The sequence below is a fragment of the Cellvibrio sp. genome (assembly GCF_039207905.1).
Lineage (GTDB): Bacteria > Pseudomonadota > Gammaproteobacteria > Pseudomonadales > Cellvibrionaceae > Cellvibrio.
In genome coordinates, this window is record NZ_JBCECX010000007.1 from 20977 (window position 1) to 44777 (window position 23801).

Sequence of the window (23801 nt, forward strand, 5' to 3'; positions counted from 1 at the left end):
TGCATAACTTAACTCTTGTAAAACTTCACGTTAACTTAGAAAGTTAAACGCGCACCAATTGCAATGGTACGACTGTAAAGTGCTGAACCGAAGTTATTAGTAGTTGAACCATTTTCACCGTAATAACTTTGATAAATTTCTTCAGTCAAGTTAGTACCATCCAATGTTAACGACAGGTTGTCATTAACATCGTAAGTCACCTGCAAATCCAAACTGGACTCTGGTTTTCTCCAGACTTCCAATGGGTTAGCAAATGCTGCTGCTTCATAGTTACTCAGGAACTCACTACGCCACGCATAAGACAAGCGAACACCCACATCGTATTTATCATAGGCCAGCACAACACTGTAAGACTCGTCGGAAACACCAAACAAATCAGTTTTCTTGGTTTCGATAATTTCACCTGCAGAGTTAGTGATAGGTGTGGTTTGTGATGATTCCAGCGCGGTGTAGCTCGCCTGGATACCAAAACCATCCAACGCTGATGGCAGATTATCAGGGAACCAAACAGCGCCCAATTCCAAACCTTTTAATTCGCCATTAGACGCATTGTACGGCTGACTCAACACGTAGGTACCCATTTCACCATTGGGTTTTTCACGTTGAACTTGGCGGCGGAAATCGATAACAAAACCGTCGATATCACGCTGGAACAAAGTCCCGTACAAAGAACTGCTATCGGCAAAATACCACTCTAATGAGAAGTCGTAGTTTTTCGATTCGGTTGGAGCCAAATTCGAGTTGCCACCAAATGCAGTACCGTAACCAACATTGGTTACATCTTCGTTATAAGTGATATTGGCATTAAGTTGACTAAACGCAGGGCGACGTAAAGTTTCGGTATAGGCAAAGCGCGATTCCAAACTGTCAGTCCAATGATAACGAACCATCAAACTTGGCAATACTTTAGAGGTATCAGCACTGGCTGAAGAAGAGTTATTAACTGTCGGATTAGCCAACTCTTTATTGATATCAGTAAAAACCATGTCGGTATCAGAACCGGTGTAGCGCAAACCGAATTCACCATCCAATTGTTTGCCAACTAAATCAGTCTCAAATTTTGCGGTAACGTACGCAGAAGTAGTCAACTCTTCGATATCAAAACCTTTAATAAGAGGCAACTCGGTTAAACCATAAAGTCCTCTCATTTCAGTGATATTGCTTTTCAGATAATGACCATTTGCAGCGGCCCAGGTTGTAGGCACATCAGCTTCACCATCAAAGAAGCCTTTGTTGATAGAAGCAATACCCTGGATTGACTCAATGGCAATACCACCATTATATGCACCATCGATAATGTTGTAGCTGTCATAGGCAGTGATGGCGGAATTCTTGACACCTTGTCTTCTGCTCGCTTCTGATGCAGTGCGATCATCAACACGCACACCAAAATCAAAGGCAGTGAAAATACTAAAATCTGTGGTGTAAGTTGCATCGATAGTGAAGGTTGTAGCATCACCTTTATTGCGAGCCCCAGAGTCATAGAACTGTGCGCTATTCCATGCAACCAAATCAGTCAAATCACTTTCATCAACATTGGCTGTCGCAGGATTATCAGGGAAGCTGTACGCAGGTAAACCGCCACCCGCGTTAAAATCCACATCTAATTGATAGCCACCTTTATCAAAGCGCATACCAACGAAATCGGTAGAATATTCGCTGTCCTGATAAGTCAATTCTGATTTCACTTTCAGGTTATCGCCGATATCCCAATTGCCGCCCAGCGCATAAACAAAGCTATCTGTTTTACCGGTGCTCAAGTCACCACTGGTAAACATGTACTGACCGTTCACACTGCGCGATTTAATAATATTGGTTCCTTCGAAAACCTCAATATTCGCAGCATCTGGGTTGTTAGCGTACTCACCCCACCAATCGGCAAAAGAAAACATTAATGAATTAAAAGATTCATTGCGGTAGCCGTTGTAGAAAGCTTCAAATAAATATTCAGAAGTATCGTTAGGTGCAAATTGGAACGAAACGTTCGCCGCTGTACGCTCACGCTTACCGGTAAAATCACTTGCGAAGATGGCGTCACGACCAAGTAAATATTCCATTGGCTGACCATTAACATCCAAGGTCGAACCTGCGGTATTCGGAAGACCGTTTAATAAACCAGGAGTCCAGATTGGATTCTCAGTTACGCCTGGCTTGTCGAGGAAAATACGCTCGTAATTAGTGAATGGAGCAAGTGGATTGTTGCTCGCAAACGGCACCATCGCACCAGGAGTTACGCTTTGGTCGCGATAATGCATTTCGTTATAGGAGAGGTTAACTAAAGCTCCAAACTCGCCAGCACCAGTATCCCAGCGATTGCTAGCCAAACCACTAATAATAGGGTCGGTATAACCATCTTGCTCACCGTAAACACCACGTGCTGCTAGCACGTATTTATTTCCATCAAAATCAAATGGACGCTGGGTTTTAATGTCAACCGAACCGGCAATACCATTTTCAATTTGCGATGCCGACCGGGTTTTATAAACATCTACCTGCTTGATTAGACTGGCAGGGATATCTTGCAAAGCAACGGACAAACCAGATGCAGTAAAAATATTGCGGCCGTTAACTGTAGTATTGATATCGGTAAGACCACGTATAGAAATACCAGCCACTTCGCCTGAAGCACGATTCGTTACCTGAACACCTGTTACACGTTGCAATGCCTCCACAACGTTATTGTCAGGAAATTTACCGATATCTTCCGACACAATCGCATCAACGATTTGTGTATTCGTACGCTTCACATCAAGTGCTTGCGTCAAGCTCGCGCGAATACCGGAAACAACAATTTCTTCTACCTGTTCTTCCTGCGCAACCGCGGCATAGGACGAGCCCAATGCGGCGATCATCGCAATAGATAAACTGAGTGTTTTTTTCTGGAACATGAATGATCTCTCCCGTGCTCGATCACACCTGCCACATCACTGGATGCAGGAGCAATCCTTATTATTAAAGTCGGTAATTCTTGTAGGGTCTTGTCTCAATAACGCAGTTAGCGGTTTATGGTTATTTTGGTTGGGAAGCAGAAAAGCATCGCAACAGGTACAACATAAAGAGGCCAACAAATATACATATTGTAAGACAATTTAATACTATTCTTATGCTTTTAATGAGTCAACAAGGTGGTCAAGTTTTCCTTGAAATATCCATAATTGCCTAAAATGGCGCCAAAATTTGTTACCGGTAGTTACACCTCAAACAGCGATTTAGGGGCAAAAAAAAGCCGCCACAGAGGCTGTAACGGCTGAAAAAGTGGTGTTAACAATAAATCGCTACACCATCCAACGACAAAGGGATAAAACTCCAAGCAAAACTACACGAACAAAAACAGCCAGTAATAGGCAAAATCAGCCAATCACACATTTGTATGATTATATACAAACAAAAGTAATTTACTAGTTCTTTCCTATAAAATTTTGTCCATGTATAAAATAAAAACCCCGACCTTTCGGCCAGGGTTTCATTTGCATCAATTAGAGCACTTAGGCAATTAGAACGAGTAACGCGCACCCACTGCAAATGTTTTTGAGTAAATCGCATTGCCAAAGTTATACAGGTTTTGATTTCCTTCACCGTAGTAACTTTGATAAACATCATCCAACAAGTTGGTTGCATCAAAGGTCACAACCAGATTGTCGGTGACGTCATAGCTAAATTGCAGATCCAAACTCTGTTCTGGACGACTCCAGAATTGAATCGGGTTAGCAAAAATAGCGGCTTCATTACCCGTGTAAAACTTTTCACGCCAGACATACGACAAGCGCGCTTCATATGCGTCTTTATCGTATGCCAGCACAAGGCTGTAAGACGAATCCGACACACCCGTCATTTTAGAATCGACGTATTTGGTAATTTCACCGGCAAGACCGTACTCAGGTGTTTTTTGTTCGGAGTCCAGCAAGGTGAAGCTTGCCTGCACACCAAGGCCATCCAACACTTCAGGCAAGTTATCCGGGAAATAAACCAAACCAACTTCCAAACCTGACAATTCACCATCAGCTGCGTTTACACCGGTAGTCAACACATAATCGCGCGTAACGCCGTCATTACCTGTGCGATTAATGGTTTTCTTTCCGCCAATAACCAGACCATCAATTTCACGTTTGAACACCGCACCGTACAAAGAACTGCCCGGAGCAAAATACCATTCAAGTGATAAATCGTAGTTAGTCGATTCAGTTGGTTTTAGATCCGGGTTACCGCCGCTACCGGTACCATAAGGTACGGACGTTAATGGGTCCTGGAAATATTGCAGCGGATTCAAATCGCCGAAGTTCGGCATACGCAATGTTTCGGTGTAAGCAAAACGACCAACCAACTCACCGGTGATGTTCCAGTTCAACACCAAACTCGGTAATAGTTTGTCTGCTTTTCCGTTACCAGTATCGTTGTTGTAGATATTGGTGTTAGTGCCTGTTTCTGCCCAGAACTCCATGTCCTGTTCGTAATTTACGTAACGCACGCCGAACTCACCGGTTAAATCATCGGTGACATTAAATTTGGTGGTTGCATAAAGTGCAGACGATGTTTCCGTTACATCAAATACTTTGGTAGTACTTTCTTTTTCCAATCCATAAACACTGCGCACTGCATCGGCGTTCGCCAGCAAATAACTACCGTCCGCAGTAATAAAACTATCAAAAATATTGGCGCGGCCATCGAAATAATCATTAACAGTGAAGATGAGTCCAGAGCCATCACCTGCTGCACCAGCATCAACTAAAGCATCCATCAGCTCGCTAACAGTTTTACCGCCGGTCGCCCAGGACTCTTGACCACGAGTAAAATCTTGCGCGTTACGCTCTTCGTAACGGCCACCTACTTTAATGGATTGAATAAAGTCGCCTTCCAACTTCCACTCAACATCTGTAGTAATACTGGTGGAATCACCTTGGTTACCGCCACCGTTATCCCACATGCCGGATGCTTTCCAGTTGCCCACAGCGGCCATATCAGATTCATCCAAACCAGTAGTCGCTGGGTTATCCCAGAACACCACTGAAGGAACTCCATCGCGATCGTTGTAATCAACATCCAAGCCGTAAGCTACACGCTCAAAACGCATCGCAAAAAAATCGGTGGTGTATTTACTGTCCTGATAAACAATTTCTGAATTAACGGTGACATTATCAGTCGGCGTCCATTTTGCGCCGAGGGCATATAAATAGCTGTCGGTTTTTCCTGTCGAGTAATCGCCACTTTGGAAACCGCCGTTATCGCGCCCTTGATGCTCTTTAACAACATTGGTGCCTTCATAAACAGTAGGGATAGCAATGTTGCCGTTTTGATGCTCAAGTGTATTGCTAAACCACATCGCATTTTGCGATTCATTGCGATAGCCGGTATAAAAACCTTCTGCAGTTATTTCCAACTCATCGTTCGGTGCCCATTGCAGAGAAACCGTGGCCGCTGGGCGCTCGCGCAAACCAGTATATGAAGTTCCGAATACTGCATCGCGCATCAACAAATAATCGTAATCTGCTCCACCAACATTTAGCGTTGAGCCTGCAGCATTAGGAAGACCGGTTTCAAGGCCCGCCTGCCACACAGGTACATTGTTATATGAATTGGGGATCATTTGATAAGGTGCATAACCTAAATGTGGATTTGCACTGAAGTACGGGAACACCGCACCGGCAGTCATAGTGTCATCGCGATAATGGGTTTCCGCGTAAGACACGTTTACCAATGCACCAAACTCACCGCCACTGGATAACTCCCAACGATTGCTAAATAGCGCACTCACGTTTGGGTCAATTTCATCCGGTTGATCCGAATAAATTCCACGACCAGCGATTACAATTTTTTCGCCATCAAAATTAAACGGGCGATGGGTTTTGATATCGATTGAACCGGCAATACCACGCTCAACCTGATCGGCGGAGCGGGTTTTATAAACCATTACATTCGAAAGCAAACTCGCTGGAATATCTTGCAGCGCAACCGAGCGACCTGAACCTGTGAACACATCACGACCATTAACAGTTGTATGCACATCGGTTAAACCACGAATCGATACGCCTGTTACCTGACCAGCACCACGGCCAGTTGTTTGTACACCGGTAACGCGCTGCAAAGCCTCAACCACGTTGTTGTCTGGAAACTTACCAATATCTTCAGCGACGATAGAATCGACAATTTGAATATTTTCACGCTTGATATCGAGCGCCTTGCTTAAACTTTCGCGAATACCCTGTACAACAATTTCTTCGACTTGTTCTTCTTGTGCGCTGCTCACTTGCGCCATCATTGCAGCGAGAATTGCGCTGACTAAGGCTGTCTTCTTATACATGATGAACCTCATAATTTTTATTAAACTTTGAGTTAAGGCCGTAGGTGTTAACTCAACTGTCAGGATTGAATTTGAGGGGGAGTACCTCCCCCTCGCTGCCGCTTATTGGTTTGCTGGCAATCCTTCTTTGTAGAGTGAATTAATCTTCTCGGCACTAATGGTTCCGGTGTATACCTTCAACTCATCAATCGCTCCGTTGAACGGGGTATCCCAATAATTCACACCCAGTGCAAACTCATTGGTTTCGCCCGCAACAGTCATGACACGCGGGAATCCCGTCGCTTCGAGTTGCTGCACACCGTTCACGTATATTTTTATGGTGTTATTGTTTTCGCCATCAACCATCAACACCAGATGAGTCCATTGACCAACAGGAATACGATTGCTTAATTCCGCGTTATCGTAAAAACCATTAGGTGAATTCGCCCACACGCGGGTCTTGTCTGACCCATTCATTGATGGAACCAAACTCAACCAAATGTTGGCATTCGCACCACCAAAAAACGCAGTGGTGTAATTAGTAAATGCCGATGGTTTTAACCAGAGAGAAACTGCGTAGCTGTTGGTGGTAATTAAATTGTCTGGCAGGCGAATACCGGTTGCGCCATTCAGGTTTACTGCTTGCCCTTTGACACCCTCGACATAATTAACCGCACCACCGGTGTTATGGATGAAATTACCAGTCACTTTTCCTTCAGCAGCTGTGCCATTCAGCGCAGTCAAGCTGCCATCAAAACTGTACTCAGCTGGAGCCAGTGATTTGATAGTTACCTGGAATGTTTTTGTATCTTTAAAACCTTGATAGCTGATGTGTGCAGTCAAGGTAATGGTTTTATCACCTTCATCTGCGGTAGGTTGCTTAACAACCGCCACACCATTAGTAGGCTTAAGGAAATTTTCATCACTGGAGGTCCAGCTAATACCAGAGACGAATGGACCGACACGGATCAAATCAAAATTTTCGCGTACAGCAGAAAGATCACCAAGATCCAAAGCATCTTTCACAAAACCGGCGAATTGGGATTGATCGGTCAGGTTATTAATTGCAGCGCCGTTAATATCCAATGAACTCAATGCATAGTCATAAACAATAAACTCATCGATTTGGCCCTTGAATGGATTATCCCAACCAAAGTTTGCTCCCAGTGCATAAAAACCACCGGACGAAAATATGTTGGCGCGATTCATCTGCCCTGCAAAATTACCGTCGATGAAAAGCTTCATTACCGGCGCATCATAGGTAATTGCAACATGCTGCCATTGATTGATTGGAGCAGTTCCGCCAGCAACGATTTGATTCCAATCACCATTATCAGCCGCAGGAATTCCACCAAAGAAACTCCAAATGAGTGACTGGGTGGTGAACCATGCTTTACCAGGGATATAACTCAACCAGTTATCGACATCTTTAGCGGCAAAAAATGCAGGAGTGTGTTCACGTAGCTCTGCACTGTTAGACCAGAATGAAACAGTGAATTGACCGGATTTAATAATGTTGTCAGGTAAACGAATAGCGCTATTGCCATCCAGCACCACAGATTGGCCTTTCTTGCCTGCGCTATAACTTAAACTGCCGGCGCCTTTATTATTGAGATCACGATCAGTCGATTCAGCATTTACAAAATTACTCAGCCCATCGACTAAATTGTTATCAAATGAATAGTGCGCAACTGCGTTTCTGAATGCAGGACGCGCTTTCAATGTCACACTGAATGTTTTGGTGGTGGCTTGACCACCGAGAGAAAGGTTTGCAGTTAGAGTAACGGTTTGATCACCCAAATCAGGCGTTGGGATAAATACGTTGCCTTTTGAATCGATAAAATATTCGTTGCTGCTAACCCAATTAATAACGGTGCCGCTTTTGCCAACGGTAGGAAGTGAATAACCTTCGTCTGCAAGCGTTAATTCGGTTTTGATATCCAGTGCAGAAGAAACTGTATTTAATGCGGTTGCAGTGCCCGCGATAGAATCAGTGCGAGTACCAAATACTGAAGCACCGTCAGTTGCCATCGCAGAAAACACTGGCACTAATTCTTTTGTGCCATCATCCCACTGCCATTTGACCACGCCAAAATAAGTACCGGAATCCAACACCAATTTAATAGAGTCATCACCTTGGGTGAGCCATGAACCTTTTTCACTGCCAGTGACAGTGCGGTTTTCGTTCAGGGTGATGTAACCCGATTTAATTGCGGTTTTATTTACAGTTTTACCCTGGTTCACAAATTTGTAGTGGCCGGGAATTTGCGCAACATCAACCAGATTATTGCCATTGAGCGGAACGTAACGCTGTGGTGATACCACTAACCAACCATCTTTGCTTACAAACATTTCATGCACACGTACAGCATGTGCTTCAGGATTAGTTGGATAAGCAGTTGCAGTTGATGGGAAGCGAGTGTGCGTTACCAACAAATGACGCTTGGTCGCTTCATCATAGTAGGCAGAGTTATGACCTGGTGATTGATAACCCCACGAAGGACCTGTATCACCCAGCGATTTGGTAAATTCAAAACCACCTAACAGCTTGCCACCAACCTCAAGCCCTGCCCCTTTGGCGATATCATTACCAGCCGGATCAAGGTAAGGACCTTTTGGCGTTTTTGAGCGAGCGATGCGAATGTTGTAGCCATCGTTAGCGGCAAAACCGGCAACGGAATAGAACAGGTAGTAGTAATCCGCAACAGGACTATAGGTAACAAAAGCACCTTCTATCGCACGGAAATCACCGCCGAGCAAACGCGTGCCGTAACCCTGGCCAGCTTCTGGTTTACCAGTAGACTCATCCATTGCCAGCACAAAAATGCCGCCCGAATAGGAGCCGTACACCATCCACAACTTGTTTTCTTTATCGTAGAAAGCCGCAGGGTCAATTGCATTGGGATCAACGGCGCCGTTCCAGGTGGTTTGGCCGTTATCTAATGGATATTGGGTGAATTCACTTGGTGTTCTGTAACCACTACGCAGGAAAACGCCTTTATCTTTGTAAGGGCCGTCAACCGAATCAGCTTCAGCCAAACCTAAATAGGAACGGTTCCAGCAGCCACCGTTATCGGCTTCGGTTTGTGCGCAATGGTTGTAGTAGAACCAATATTTTCCATTGGGAGCTTTGATAACATCAGCAGCCCAGTTGCCTTTGAAACCGTCCGTCCAAGCAATACCTTCAGCGATTTCGCTGGAATAAGTATTGAAGAGTGGGCTCTCGTCCACTTTATCGTTAGCGGACAAAACAGAAATGTATTCCCAGTTGATCAAATCACTGGATTTGGCCGCCGCCAGGTGCGAGCCAAAAATATAATAATCATTACCCGCCTTTACCACTGAAGGATCATGCACGCCTATATCAAGCCACTTCACCGAGCCCTCAGGCGTAAGCGGAATTGTGCTCGCCACAGTAGGTTTACTGTAGGAAGGTGCGGAGGTCGCAGGTGTAGATGGATAGGATTTTTCGCTACCGCCACCACCACAACTGGTCAAAACCAGCAGGCCGCCGATGACAAGCGTCAGACTTGTTAGCTTCATAGGGTTGTTCCTCGTATTGTTATTTCTTATTCAATGTCAGGCCAGAACGACTGCAGTAGCCCTGCAGCGATCTCAATCAGCGCCTTTTGCGGGCAGCTTGATAAACTCACAGATTATTATGTCATACAATAATACTATCGTTTCATATTGTCATACAGTTCACCGCGAGTAAAGTCCCGAACGCGGCTTTTTGAGGAAAATCTGAGCTGCGCGGAGCAGCGAATAGCGGGCGAAAAAAAAGCCGCTGCTGCGGCTTTGGGGAGAGGGAGGAAATAGCTCTAGAAGTTCAGGAGTTCCGCGCTCTCCAGTGCGTAGTACAGGATAATGACCGGTATCAAACCAGCCCATAAATAGTTCAGGATCGAAAACCGGCTATTAGAAACACCATCAATATCATCACAGGCCAGGTTAATCAGTGACTGGACCTTCAGCAACATAAGCCCGTGGGCGATATAACAAACGAACGGAAGAAATGAGGACAGCAGCTCTGATGGCAGCTTTTCAGTCGCGCGCTCAGCAATAACCACAATCACAACCATAGTCGCCCAGGCTCCTGAACTCCAACTCACATCAGGATGATTAACTTTCAAGCGGTAGCGAATTTCGCTGAATAAGCTATGGGTAAAAAAGATCGAGAAAATTGCACGCATCACCGGAAAACAACTTTCATTATGCTTACGCCGGTATTGAGTCCAATTTTTGTAGTGCCAATAAAGTGCATAGATGCCAAAGGTCAAAAAATACAGGATCGAGAACTTTGATTTTGACACCACATAAAATTCTTGCGACCCGGTATCTGGCAGGGGCTGCTGCAACTCGGATTCCGGGGGAGCATAGATATTATCGCCTTGCATAATTATTATCGTCCTGAATAAATGCGCATTGAGGGAAAGCAACTAAATAACTTTTTAACACAACCACTATAGCGAAGCCAAAAAAAACCCGCCGTTCGGCGGGTTTTTATTTTACAAAACTCTATTAACCAGCTGATCTTGCTTTAAATGCACGCACAACCTGGTTGAAATCTTCAGCGAATTTTTTCAGGTCATCAAGTTCTTTTTTCTCGTCTGAACGGCCCAGACCAGCACAACCTAAATAGGTCTCCATATCTTTCACATAAGCTTTCATATCATTGTTAGCTTTCACCATTTGCGCTGTAACTACTGTGGCCGCGTCCGGAATATCCGGCTTGGCTGCAGGTTTTGCACAAGCAGATGCGAAAGATGACACCAGGCATGAAGCAAAAAGAGTAACGGCGATAACAAACGATTTCATGATTTTTCCTCTAGAACTGAACAACAGGGTTAAATTAAAAACATCCAATTAAAAAACTAACAAAATCACACTCTAAAACGTCCTACCAATTCAGCCATACGCCCAGCCATTTCTGCCAAATTACCCGTGTTGGTAGTAATACGGCTGGAACTATCTGCGGTATGGGTTGCAACCGAAGAAATACGGTCGATGTTGCTTTCAATCTGACGTGTTGCAGCACTTTGCTGCTCCGACGCCGCCGCGATTTGATTGGTTCTATCGCGGATAACACTCACAATCTCGGTAATATTTTCCAATGCATGGCTCGCATCGCTCGCCTGCACCACAGCATTGCCTGCCTGATTAGTACCGGCTGCCATCATTTCTACAGCTTCACGGGAACCCGACTGCAAGCGCTCGATCATTTCGCGAATTTCAGTGGTAGAACTTTGTGTTTTTGATGCAAGCGTACGTACTTCATCAGCAACAACCGCAAAGCCACGCCCTTGTTCGCCTGCACGCGCCGCTTCAATTGCAGCGTTCAAAGCCAGCAAGTTGGTTTGTTCAGCGATACCGCGAATTACATCCAATACCGAACCAATGCTCACAGTTTCTTGGCGCAAACGATCAATTACATCTGCAGCCGTTTTAATATCGCCCGACAGGTTGGTAATTTGTCCCATGGTATTTACAACCAGGGTTTTACCTGCCGATGCAGCGCTGTCTGCTTGCAGAGATTTATCCGCAGTTTCAGTTACGCTTACGGTTACGTCCTGCACCACACCCGCCATTTCTTTTACTGCACCAACGATGTGTTGGATTTCAGTTTGCTGGGTGCGAATTTCACGCTCATTTTCACGTGACAATTGCGACAGATTTACCGCATTGTCACTCACTTCACGTGCAGTTGCTGCAACGCTGGCGATGATCGATTGCAAACGCTCAACGAACTGGTTGAAGCAACGCGCTAACTCTGAAACTTCATCATTGCCAGTCACTGGCAAGCGACGAGTTAAATCACCTTCACCTTCAGCAATATCACGCAACGCAGTCACAACATTGTTAACGGGACGAACAATACTTAACTGTACGGCGTAAGCCAAAGATGCAGCAGCCAAGCTAATAATAAAAATCAAACCCACCGCAGAATAAATTGCATCGGTAACAATCACGTCCACTTCAGCCATATCAACACGCAAACTAATTGCGCCTATAGCTGCACCATCAGATTTAATGGTTTCAGTAATCGTTAATAATTTACCTTTGGTTTCTATGCCTGCCGCACGCGGACTACCAGACAATTCACGCGGAACGGTTTTGGAATCAGTATTTTTCTCGTACCAGGCAAATGGGGTTTTGTTGTTATAAACAACCGCACTCAACACACGCGGACTAACACGCAAAGCACCCAGCGATGCACTAACAGTAGCGGCGTCATCAAAAGTCATTGCGCCAATACTTGCCTCACCCAATACCTGCGCCAGGGTACGAGTATCTTCAACAATGGCAGCTTCAGTTGTAGCAATACCGGAGCGCACAGTCACCAGCGTGGTTACAACAACAGCAGCGATACAGGTCAGCGTAACGCTGAGCAGAATCTTCCATTTGAGCGATAAATTATTCACTTACACCTCTGAGCGGACATAAATAGTGGACCAATGCAAATGTGATATTGGTCACAATTTGCGCATAAGCCTAGCAGACAATTTTTCAAATGCATCTTTTTTTATTCTATTTTTAGAATAAAAATCCAAAATTTTCCCATTTATTATTTTTTTTGGAATAAAAATAAAAATTCAGTCGGGAAAATGGCGATTCTAAAAACCAAACAGGATTAACACGGAGAAGCGACAAAGTTCTGTCGTAGGTGTATTGCAGTTAGCAGATGTCATTAGCAAACCATCAATATCAAGAACCACTGTCCAGAAAATTGCGCGCCGTGATCCTTGGTGATGCCTTCTAACTATAGGCAGAGAAAAATACTTATGCAGAAAATTTACGCGACTTTTTAACTAAAAATTACACTCGTTATATCTTTTAATTGGGGACAAAAAAAATCCCCCCATCAAAAGTTATTGATGGGGGGATTTTTTAGGTAAGAAGCGAAGAATTAATCAGCGAAAGAAGGACGTCCGAATTCCGGCATACCTTGATCGTTCCAGCGCAAAGGTTTTACAAACGTATGGCGATCCGGATTCCACAGTGGGTCGCCTTCAATTTCGGTATAAGTGCGCGCGTGATAAACCAGCATCACCGTATCGCCATCTTCTGCGTAGGTGAAACTGTTATGGCCGGGGCCAAAGATTTTGTTTTCGATATCGGAACGCAATACTGGCTCTTTGGATTTCACCCAGGATGCCGGATCAAGCAGGTCAGCATTCTCATCAGCCCACAATAACCCCATCGCATAATTTTCGTCGGTTGCACTGGCAGAGTAGCTCAGGAAAATTTTTCCATTGCGTTTCACAATGGACGCACCTTCGTTAACCCAGAAGCCGCGAATTTCCCATTCAAATTCAGGCTTGGTGAGCATTACCGGCTCACTCGCCAACTGCCATGGGGTTTTCATCGGCGCGATATAAATATTGGAGTTACCTTCAATGTTCACATCTTTTTGTGCCCACACATAATAGAGAACATCTTTATGAGTGAAGGTAGTTGCATCCAGGCAGAAGGTATCAATACCCGAATCCACCTGCCCCATAAACTCCCACTCACCTTCGAGCGGATTCGCATTTTTATTGCGGATGGCATACATGCGATGCTGGAACAAATTGAATTTAATTTCACGGCTAGGTGCTGCTGCGAAATAAACATACCAGGCATATTCACCCGAAGATGGATCTTTATTGAAATGAATTTCCGGTGCCCAAACTAACTCACTGTAAGGGCCGGTATCCGGTTTGTGCCATGCATCCACTGTTGGTGCTGTTGCCAATTCTGCGATGGTTTTAGCGCGGCGCAATTCAATACGATCATATAAAGGTACAGATGCAGTGAAATAATAATAGCCGTCGGTGTGTTTATACACGAACGGGTCTGCGCGTTGAGGGATGAGGGGTTTTAATACTTCGCTCACAATAGTCTCCAATGTTTTTTAATACTTTTGTGCATTAATGTTCTGCGATATAGCCTTTCGCACGCATTTCATTTTTAAGGCCTGCGTAATAGCCATCATTGATGCGATACTTGAACATGAACAATCCCATCAAAGCATGAAAAAATCCTGGAATGATCGACAGCATTAACGCAATACCCATCAACGCAAATTCCGATTGCGCCTGATTAGGAACATATTGGAAATAGGTTAACAACCAACCCACCATTAAACCGGCAATCCCCATTCCTGCTTTTTGTCCAACCGAAATTCCACCATACGCAAAACCGGATACTCGCTTACCATTTTTCACTTGGCCATAGTCAATGGTTTCAGAAATAATCGACCAGAACACAGGGGCGTGCAGATCCACCACAAACGACAAGAGGAAATACAGGATAAACGCGAGCAATACATCTTGCGGGCCAACAAGCACATAGATAGCAACACTCAATGCAGCAACGATCAGCTGGGTGTAGCGGAACAATTTAATCTTGCAATAAAGTTTGGTAATCCAGGTAGACGCAATCATCGCCAAAATAGCGGCGGCAACACCAGTCGATAAAAACGCCGACACTAATGCTTCATCACCACCCAAATAATATTTCGCGTAATAAATGGCAACCGAGCCGCGAATAACATAACCGATGGTGCCGGTAACACAGACCGCCACTAAAATTAACCACTGGTCGTTTTTCAGAAGCTGCACAAACTGATTCCATAGTGATTGTGGTTCCACTACGTGAACAACTCGCTCAGTTGTTTTGAAATAGCAAAACAAAAACATCACTGCACCGACAGCCGACATAATCGCCATAGCAACTTGATAGCCCACTGCATGATCAGTCCACATTCCCGCAACCAGTGGTACTACAATCGCCACCATAAAGGCACCAATTTTTGCGAGGAATAAACGATAGCCGTTTGCAGATAATTTTTCTTTGGGATCACTGGTTAATGCGCTGGGCAATGAAATATAAGGGATACCAACACCTGAAGTGATCAAGGTCATCATGATATAAGTGGAATAGGCCCAAATTAATTTGGCATCGTATTCCCAGTTGGGTGTGGTGAAAACAAAAAACACGCTGACCGCGTAGGGAATTGCCAACCATAACAACCAGGGGCGATAGCGGCCTTGCAGGAAGGTAAAGCGATCAGTGATTTGCCCCATCACCAAATCGGAAATAGCACCGACCACTTTTACAGTGAAAAATAAAATTCCCATATCCATGGGAGTTAAACCAAAAATATCAGTGTAATAAAAAGTGATGATTAACATCATCGACGAGATCACTACGTTCAACGCCATATCGCCAGCGCCAAATCCTATTTTTTCGGTGATCGATAATTTATCGGATGCGTGCACATTAGTAGCTTGCATTTATTATAGTGACCTCGTGTTGTTATTAAAAAAAAGCGGCAATACCAAACAGAATTCTGCCGTATTGCCGCTTCCTTTATCTCTCACCGTTTTGTACGGTTTGTAGTGTCCGAATAATCCGGCTCGCTCTTGCTTTTACAAAAAGTAATCGTTCTCTACTGCATGAACTAATAACACATCGATTCCAGCCATGCCTGCACTCGCTGCTGCTTGCAGGCCGAGTTTTGAATCTTCAAATACGACGCATTTGGTTGGATCAACACCTAAAAGTTCCGCACAACGTAAAAAAGTATCCGGTGCGGGTTTTGGGTTTTCTACCTGATCAGCACCTACAACAGCGCTGAGGTATTTATCCAAGCCACAAACTTTTAAAATGGATTCGGCTTCCTGGGTATAAGCACCCGTGCCAATCGCCATAGGTTTTATGCCGTGATACTTCTGCGCGACTTCGAGCAATGCCGTTGGCTTCACATACTTATGCATATTTTCATGCACAACCTGCTCTTTAAAATCGTTCATTTCATCAAGGGTAGCGTCTACTTTGATGTTGAATTTTTCGAGCAGTATTTCAATTGTTCCTTTGGTTGGAACCCCGGCCAGAGAACGCATCAGCAAGCGATCAATCGGAATGCCGTATTTGTTCAGCATGGTGCTCCATGCAAATTCATGCAGTTGGCCGCTATCGACCAGAGTACCGTCCATGTCAAAAATCAGTGCTTCGTATTGGTCGTACATCTTTTACTCTCAGGTTTGCTAATTAAATTACCAGTTAAGGTGAAATTAGAGCACAAACCAGCCATAAGTTCGAAAAGAAAAGACCTGACTTTACAAATTGTTTACTGCCGGGTGGATCAGGGATTAGGTAGAGGCTTGTGTGACGCGCCGTGAATACATCCATGTAGGCTCGACTGCTGCATCCATGCAGCAGACGGTCTCACAAACCTCTACCTAACCCTTCTACATCTCAGTTCATATCGAGACCGTTAAAAGCAAAACTTAAACACCATCTTTTAAATGATAGTAAGCCGCGTTGTGGCGCAATTCGGTTTTGAAGTTGCGCACGGTGGTATCTTCACCAATCACAACCGCTTCAATACCCGCCATTTCAGCGTAGTCTACGATCTCATCTGCAGTCACACCTTGGGTGTAAGCACTGTGGTGTGCGCCACCGGCTTGAATCCAGGCTGCAGCAGAAATTTCAAGATTAGGACGCGGTTCCCAAAGCGCTTTCGCTACTGGCAACTTCGGCAATTCTTGTGGTGGATTTACGGTGTCTACTTCGTTGATGATCACACGGAAACGAGTACCGATATCGATCAAAGAAATGCACAGCGCAGGACCCGCTTTACCAGTGAAGATCAAACGAGCAATGTCGTTGCGACAACCGATGGTGTGCAAATGAACTTCCAGCTTCGGTTTTGCAGCAGCGATAGAAGGGCACACTTCCAGCATGTGCGCACCCAAAACCTGGTCAATAGCACCAAAGTGATAAGTGTAGTCTTCCATAAAGGATGAACCACCTTCACGGCCTTTAGAGATCACTTTGCAAATGTGAACCATCGCAGCCGTTTTCCAGTCACCTTCACCACCGTAACCAATTCCAGCAGCCATCAAACGCTGGGTTGCAAGGCCAGGCAGGTTGGTCAAACCAGTAAGGTTTTCGAAACAGTTGGTGAATGCACCAAAGTCGCCGTCAGTTAAAAATTTCAGCATACCCAATTCAAGGCGCGCTTCGTTTTTCAACATTTGGAATTGATGTTCGTCATCAAAGATTGCTGGATTTACATCGTATTCTTTTTTGTACAATTCAATTTGTGCTGCAACTTGTTCGTCAGTTACTGCATCAACTACTTTTTGCAGATCGCCCAAACCATAAGCGTGAACTTCATAACCAAATTTGATTTGTGCAGCAACTTTATCGCCATCAGTTACAGCCACTTGACGCATGTTGTCGCCAAAGCGGGCTACTTTCAAATTCTGGCTGGCGTACCAACCCATAGCAACACGACACCAGCTATCGATTTGCTTTTGCACTGATTCAGTTGCCCAGTGACCAACAACCACTTTGCGCTCTTGACGCAAACGAGTGCTCACATGACCAAATTCACGGTCACCGTGTGCAGACTGGTTAAGGTTCATAAAGTGCATATTGATCTCAGCAAACGGCAATTCAGCATTGAATTGGGTGTGCAAATGCATGTAAGGCTTGCTCAATGCACTCAAACCCGCGATCCACATTTTTGCTGGAGAGAAGGTATGCATCCACAAAATCAAACCAACGCAATTCGGATTGCTATTTGCCGCTTGTGCAACAGCAAGAATTTCTTTTGGTGATTTAACGGTAGGTTGCGCAACAATCTTGATAGAAATGTTGCTCGACTCAGTTAAACCTGCTGCGATTTTTTGGCTGTTCTCGGCGACTTGTTTCAAAACGCCTGGACCATATAAATCTTGTGAGCCGGTAACCAACCAGACTTCTTTATCGCCGTAAATTTTCATTTTTGATTCCTCAAAATTTTTCGATTTTTTATTAGGAATAAGCTGCCTACGCTGCTCTACCCAACCTACATTCTATTGAGCAAGGATTGGCTGGTTCTTTTTGAGACCGTCTGCTGCATGGATGCAGCAGTCGAGCCTACATGGACGTATTTACGGCGTGTCGCAAAAAGAATCAGCCAATCCTTGCTGGTCTACGTATTCAAATAACGATTTATTACTTTTGCCCGTAATAGGCATTTTTTCCGTGCTTGCGCAAATAGTGTTTATCCACAATGCCTTGTTTCAACGGCGCAGTGTTTTGTTGCAATGTCTTGGTCAAATAGGCCATGCGCGCGATCTCTTCCAAAATCACTGCGTGGTAAACCGCATCGGCACCGTTCTTACCCCAGGTAAAAGGTGCGTGACCGGCAACAATGACCATGGGCACTTCTTTCGGGCTGCGATCCTTAAAACAATCGGTGATTTGCACACCGGTTTCTTCTTCGTAATCGCGTTCGATTTGTTCGTCAGTCATCACCGCTGTGCAAGGAATTTCGCCGTAGGCGTAATCAGCATGAGTGGTGCCGTAACAAGGAATAGACTGCTGGGTTTGCGCCCAAGCGGTAGCGTAAGTTGAGTGAGTGTGAGTCACACCGCCAACAACATCGAAATGACGATACAAATGCGTGTGGGTTTTGGTATCAGAAGAGGGACGCATCTTTCCTTCAACGATTTTGTTTTCCAAATCCACAACAACAATATCGTCCGGTGTCATTACTTCGTAAGCGACACCGCTTGGCTTGATTGCAATCACGCCTTTGGCTCGATCAATTTGCGATACATTACCCCAGGTATAAACCACCAGATTACGGCGGTTTAATTCCATGTTTGCTTCAAATACTTCGCGTTTTAATTCGGTGTAGCTCATTAAGCCTGACCTCCTGAAGCGCGATTATTTTCAAATGTCGCCAGTGCTAAATACTGCTGGTACAAACTCTCGTAGGTCGCTGCTGCTTGCGCGTTAGGTTGATAGATTTTGCTCACGCCAGATGCCATCACTTTTTGTGCACTTTCCACATCGGGATAAACACCGCCAGCAACCGCCGCAAAAATCGCAGCGCCCAATGCGCAGCTTTGTTCACTGTCCAATACTTCGATTGGGCAGTTCCACACATCGGCACAGGTTTGCATTACAAAATCAGATTTTTTGGAGATGCCGCCAATCGCCACTACCGAATTGATCGCCACACCTTGCTGCTTGAAACGTTCAATAATTGCGCGTGCGCCGTATGCAGTTGCTTCAACCAGTGCGCGGAAAATTTGCGGCGCGTTGCTGCCCATTTTCAAACCAGCAATAGCCATAGCAACAGATTGGTCAGCGTCTGGAGTGCGGCGACCATTGACCCAATCGAGTGCAGTAATACCCGCTTCACCTATCGCAAGTTTGCTCGCAGCATTGCTTAATTCGATAAGGGTTTTATCTTCAATTTCTTGCGCAAGTTTTTGTTTGGTTTCTTCATCCAACAATGATGAATGCTGCAGGATATTGGTAACTGGCCAATTTACCAGATTGCGGAACCATGCGTACAAATCACCAAAGGCGGATTGCCCTGCTTCCAAACCGACAAAGCCCGGCGTTACCGAACCATCAACCTGGCCACAAATACCGGCGATGCATTTATCACCAATATCACCATAAGTTGCGACGGTAATATCACAGGTAGACGTGCCCATAATTTTGGTGAGTACACCCGGTTTTACTTTTGCAGCAACGGCGCCCATGTGGCAATCGAATGCGCTGAAACCAACGGGAGTGTTTACTGGTAAGCCAAGTTTGCCTGCCCATTTTGCGGTGAGGCCACCGCAGATTTTGTCGGAGGTAAATGTCTCTGCCGGTAAACGATCACGCAGGCCATTTAATAGAGGATCTATGCCAGCAAAAAAATCATTGGGTGGATAACCGCCCCAGCTTTCGTGCCACATTAATTTGTGACCAGTGGCGCAACGCCCCATACGCAATTTGCTTGGGTGTGTGGTGTCAGTCAAAACTGCAGACATCCAATCGCAATGCTCAACCCACAAGTAAGCGGCTTTAGCGACGGCCGCGTCTTCACGCAATACGTGCAAGGTTTTCGCCCAGAACCATTCTGACGAATAAATTCCACCTTCGTATTTCAAATAATTCTCAACAGATTTATTTGCAGCAGCGGTAATTTCTTGCGCTTCTTTAATTGCAGTGTGGTCTTTCCACAACACAAACATCGCATTGGGGTTTTCTGCAAATTCTGGTTTGAGAGCGAGTGCAACACCTTCGCTATCAACGGCAATTGGCGTTGAGCCAGTAGTGTCAAAACTAATACCGACAACTTGCTGCGCAGCACCGGCAGGTGCAGTGCGCCATAAACCTTGAACAACTTGTTCAAGGCTTTCCAGATAATCGAGCGGATGCTGGCGGAACTGATCTTTCGCCGGAATGCAGTACAAGCCTTTTTTCCAGCGCGGGTAATAAACCACGTTGCTGGTTACTTCTTTACCGGTAAGGGCATCTACTAACAGCGCTCTGACGGAGTCAGAACCATAATCCAGCCCCAAGGCATAAGAGGTCATAACATTACCCATTTTTATACTATTGCCTCACAAGAGGATATTAATATTGTATGACAATATTATTCAGATAAGATAACCCCGTGTCAATTGGTTTCACGGGGTGTCGGAGTGCTTTAAATGCTTATTTTTTAGCGGGTTTCACAGCCTTATTAGCGGTTACACCTTCGCTGGTCATAATGATGCGCTTGATGGTGCCATCCGGGTTATAAAACAGCTCATCAATCGCCACTGAACGACGGTATTGGCCACCATCAGGACGGCCTGCGCCCGTGTGATAAATGAAGTAATGCTTGTTGTTGAATTCGATAATCGCCTGATGGTTGGTAGGGGTATTGCCCGCAACTTCATTCAGGATGCCCTTGTACTCCCATGGTCCCTTAATGCTCTTGCTCATCGCGTAGCCCAACTTTTCCGGGAAGCCCATCGCGTAGGACAAGTAATAGTTGTCCTTATATTTGTGCACCCAGATCGCCTCGGTAAATTCCGGCAGGGTTGTGATTGGCACAATCGGGCCATCAAGCTCGATCATATTGGACTTTAGCTTGGCGTAATAAGCCTTGGTATTACCCCAAAACAAATAGGCCTGACCATCATCATCAATGAACACAGAGGGGTCGATATCATCCCAATCATTAGGAGTATCGCTGGTCATATCGTTAGTAATCAACGCCTTGCCGCGCGCATCTTTAAATGGGCCGAGCGGGCTATCGCCTACTGCTACACCAATCGCAAAACCGGGCTTGGTATCGTTATGGCGCGCGGTGATGTACCAGTAAAACTTGCCATTGCGTTCAATCACTTGGCTCGCCCAGGCATCACCTTTTGCCCATTTGAAATCTTTCACATGCAGGCGTGGGCCGTGGGATTCCCAATTGACCATGTCATCCGACGACCAGACCAACCAATCGTGCATCTCAAAAAATTTGGTGTTGTCCTTCGCTTCGTCGTGGCCCGCATAGAGATACACCTTGCCCTTGTGGACGAGGGCAGCAGGGTCAGCGGTAAACACGTCGGTAAAAATCGGGTTGGCAGCCTGGGCGGAAAAGGCGCAACAAGTGGCTAGTGCCGCAACAAGGGGGCGAATGAATGAACGCATGGTGATCCTCTCTCTTCTTATTGTGCTCAGATGGGTAAGGCACTGATTGGCAGATTTACCCCTATTTGCAGGGGTTGATTTATATTGATATTATAATACAATTAAAGCAAGTATCTTAAACGAAAAGTTTTGTCAGCTTCGCTTATCGTCCATTTTCTCTGCGTAAACCTGCGTAATTAGGATTGCTGCTAATGATCGCAGCTTTTATATTGTATGACTTTAATAATAATTGATGCTCTTACTGGGATAAAGTTGGAGCTGATCCTGCCATAGCTGTGGCTTTATAAAGATGTAGCCCTGTATGAACCAAGATAATAAGACAAAAAAAGCGTCTGCCCCAGCGAAAAAGCCGCTGCGAAGTGCCCAATGGTTCGGCACCCAGGACAAAAACGGTTTTATGTATCGCAGCTGGATGAAGAATCAGGGAATTCCTGAACATCAATTCCAGGGCAAACCCATCATCGGCATCTGCAACACCTGGTCCGAACTCACGCCTTGCAATAGCCATTTCCGCGATCTCGCCGAGAGTGTCAGGCGCGGCATCCTTGAAGCCGGCGGTGTTCCGGTGGAATTTCCAGTGTTCTCCAATGGCGAATCCAATCTCCGCCCCAGTGCAATGCTCACTCGCAATTTGGCGGCGATGGATGTAGAAGAATCGATTCGCGGTAATCCTATCGATGGCGTGGTGTTATTAGTTGGCTGCGATAAAACCACTCCGGCATTAGTGATGGGTGCCGCCAGTTGTGATCTCCCTACTATTGTTGTCACCGGTGGCCCTATGCTCAACGGCAAACACAAAGGTAAAGATGTTGGCTCGGGCACACTGGTGTGGCGCATGAGCGAAGATTACAAAGCGGGAAAAATTTCCCTGCAGGAATTTATGGATGCCGAAGCGGATATGTCCCGCTCGACCGGCACTTGCAACACCATGGGTACCGCATCGACCATGGCGTGTATGGTTGAATCACTCGGCTTATCACTCCCGCAAAATGCAGCGATTCCCGCTGTCGATGCACGCCGCAAAACCCTCGCGTATATTTCCGGTATGCGCATTGTGGAAATGGTGCAGCAAGATCTGCGCATCTCGCAGCTGCTCACCCGCGAAAGCTTAATCAACGCAATCCGCACCACTGCCGCAATTGGTGGCTCCACTAATGCGGTGATCCATTTAAAAGCGATTGCCGCGCGCATGGAGTTGCCACTCACCCTTGAAGATTGGCAAACCTACGGCCAACAAATTCCCACACTGGTGAACTTGCAACCATCGGGCGAATTTTTAATGGAGGATTTTTATTACGCCGGTGGTTTACCGGCAGTGCTAAAACGCTTGGGCGATGCAAATTTATTAAATAAAGACTGTTTAACCGCGAACGGAAAAACACTCTGGGAAAATAACCAACAAGCACCCTGCTACAACAATGACGTTATTCGCACGTTCGATAATCCACTGTGCAGCAGCGGAGGTATTTGTATTCTGCGCGGCAACCTTGCACCGCGCGGCGCGGTATTAAAACCCAGTGCAGCATCACCGCATTTAATGAAACATCGCGGCCGCGCGATAGTGTTTGAAAGTTTTGATCATTACAAAGAGCGCATTATGGATGAAGCACTCGATGTCGATGCCAATAGCATTATGGTATTAAAAAACTGCGGCCCCAAGGGCTATCCTGGTATGCCGGAAGTGGGCAACATGGGGTTGCCTCCGAAATTATTGCGCGCAGGAATTACCGATATGGTACGCATTTCCGACGCGCGTATGAGCGGTACTGCGTTTGGCACAGTGGTGTTGCATGTCGCACCCGAAGCGCAAGAGTTTGGCCCGCTCGCTGCGGTTCAAGATGGTGATTGGATTGCATTGGATGCCGAAGCAGGCTCACTCGAATTGGAAGTCAGCGCAGCCGAAATTAGTGCGCGCTTGGATGCGTTGCGGCAACAAAAAATCCACCAGAAAACTGGCGGCTATTTGCAGTTGTATATTGAACATGTGATGCAGGCCGACGAAGGCTGCGATTTTGATTTTCTTGTGGGTTGCCGTGGCGCTGCAGTGCCCGGCCACTCTCATTGAGGT

Annotated in this window: 14 protein-coding genes; 1 reads left to right on the forward strand and 13 read right to left on the reverse strand. The window is 45.6% G+C overall.

The window, feature by feature from the left end:
- Window positions 1-35: 35 nt before the first annotated feature.
- The 13 genes from AAGC78_RS05635 to AAGC78_RS05695 all read right to left on the reverse strand — a co-directional run bounded on the left by AAGC78_RS05635 (window position 36) and on the right by AAGC78_RS05695 (window position 21733).
- The gene (locus AAGC78_RS05635) at window positions 36-2888 is read right to left on the reverse strand and encodes a TonB-dependent receptor (protein WP_435783072.1); all 2853 of its coding nucleotides are present in this window, start codon (window positions 2886-2888) and stop codon (window positions 36-38) included.
- Between the two features lie 605 nt (window positions 2889-3493).
- Window positions 3494-6295, reverse strand: a complete 2802-nt coding sequence (locus AAGC78_RS05640) for a TonB-dependent receptor (RefSeq protein ID WP_435783073.1) — start codon at window positions 6293-6295, stop codon at window positions 3494-3496.
- Between the two features lie 102 nt (window positions 6296-6397).
- Window positions 6398-9817, reverse strand: a complete 3420-nt coding sequence (locus AAGC78_RS05645) for a LamG-like jellyroll fold domain-containing protein (protein WP_435783074.1) — start codon at window positions 9815-9817, stop codon at window positions 6398-6400.
- A gap of 278 nt (window positions 9818-10095) precedes the next feature.
- Window positions 10096-10671 carry a hypothetical protein gene (locus AAGC78_RS05650; RefSeq protein WP_435783075.1) on the reverse strand — a complete coding sequence of 192 codons (576 nt, stop codon included), beginning with the start codon at window positions 10669-10671 and terminating at the stop codon, window positions 10096-10098.
- 124 nt (window positions 10672-10795) lie between these two features.
- On the reverse strand, window positions 10796-11092 hold the full coding sequence (locus AAGC78_RS05655) for a hypothetical protein (protein WP_435783076.1): 297 nt from the start codon (window positions 11090-11092) through the stop codon (window positions 10796-10798).
- A 65-nt stretch (window positions 11093-11157) separates the two neighbouring features.
- Complete coding sequence (locus tag AAGC78_RS05660) at window positions 11158-12696, reverse strand: methyl-accepting chemotaxis protein (protein ID WP_435783077.1); 1539 nt, start codon at window positions 12694-12696, stop codon at window positions 11158-11160.
- A 485-nt stretch (window positions 12697-13181) separates the two neighbouring features.
- The gene (locus tag AAGC78_RS05665; RefSeq protein ID WP_435783078.1) at window positions 13182-14150 is read right to left on the reverse strand and encodes a glycoside hydrolase family 43 protein; all 969 of its coding nucleotides are present in this window, start codon (window positions 14148-14150) and stop codon (window positions 13182-13184) included.
- Between the two features lie 34 nt (window positions 14151-14184).
- The gene (locus AAGC78_RS05670; protein ID WP_435783079.1) at window positions 14185-15552 is read right to left on the reverse strand and encodes an MFS transporter; all 1368 of its coding nucleotides are present in this window, start codon (window positions 15550-15552) and stop codon (window positions 14185-14187) included.
- Window positions 15553-15687: 135 nt separating this feature from the next.
- Window positions 15688-16287, reverse strand: a complete 600-nt coding sequence (locus AAGC78_RS05675) for a beta-phosphoglucomutase family hydrolase (protein ID WP_435783080.1) — start codon at window positions 16285-16287, stop codon at window positions 15688-15690.
- A gap of 261 nt (window positions 16288-16548) precedes the next feature.
- Window positions 16549-18051 carry an L-arabinose isomerase gene (gene araA / locus AAGC78_RS05680; RefSeq protein WP_435783081.1) on the reverse strand — a complete coding sequence of 501 codons (1503 nt, stop codon included), beginning with the start codon at window positions 18049-18051 and terminating at the stop codon, window positions 16549-16551.
- A 214-nt stretch (window positions 18052-18265) separates the two neighbouring features.
- The gene (locus tag AAGC78_RS05685) at window positions 18266-18958 is read right to left on the reverse strand and encodes an L-ribulose-5-phosphate 4-epimerase (protein ID WP_435783082.1); all 693 of its coding nucleotides are present in this window, start codon (window positions 18956-18958) and stop codon (window positions 18266-18268) included.
- Window positions 18958-20637 (reverse strand): ribulokinase, encoded by a 1680-nt coding sequence (locus tag AAGC78_RS05690; protein WP_435783083.1) that lies wholly within the window; start codon window positions 20635-20637, stop codon window positions 18958-18960. Before AAGC78_RS05690 ends, AAGC78_RS05685 begins: the two co-directional genes overlap by 1 nt.
- 121 nt (window positions 20638-20758) lie before the next feature.
- Window positions 20759-21733 carry a glycoside hydrolase family 43 protein gene (locus AAGC78_RS05695; RefSeq protein ID WP_435783084.1) on the reverse strand — a complete coding sequence of 325 codons (975 nt, stop codon included), beginning with the start codon at window positions 21731-21733 and terminating at the stop codon, window positions 20759-20761.
- 301 nt (window positions 21734-22034) lie between these two features.
- Here AAGC78_RS05695 and AAGC78_RS05700 point away from each other — a divergent pair, with 301 nt between their 5' ends.
- Window positions 22035-23798: an IlvD/Edd family dehydratase gene (locus AAGC78_RS05700; RefSeq protein WP_435783085.1), complete on the forward strand. Its 1764-nt coding sequence runs from the start codon at window positions 22035-22037 to the stop codon at window positions 23796-23798.
- The last annotated feature ends 3 nt before the right edge of the window (window positions 23799-23801 follow it).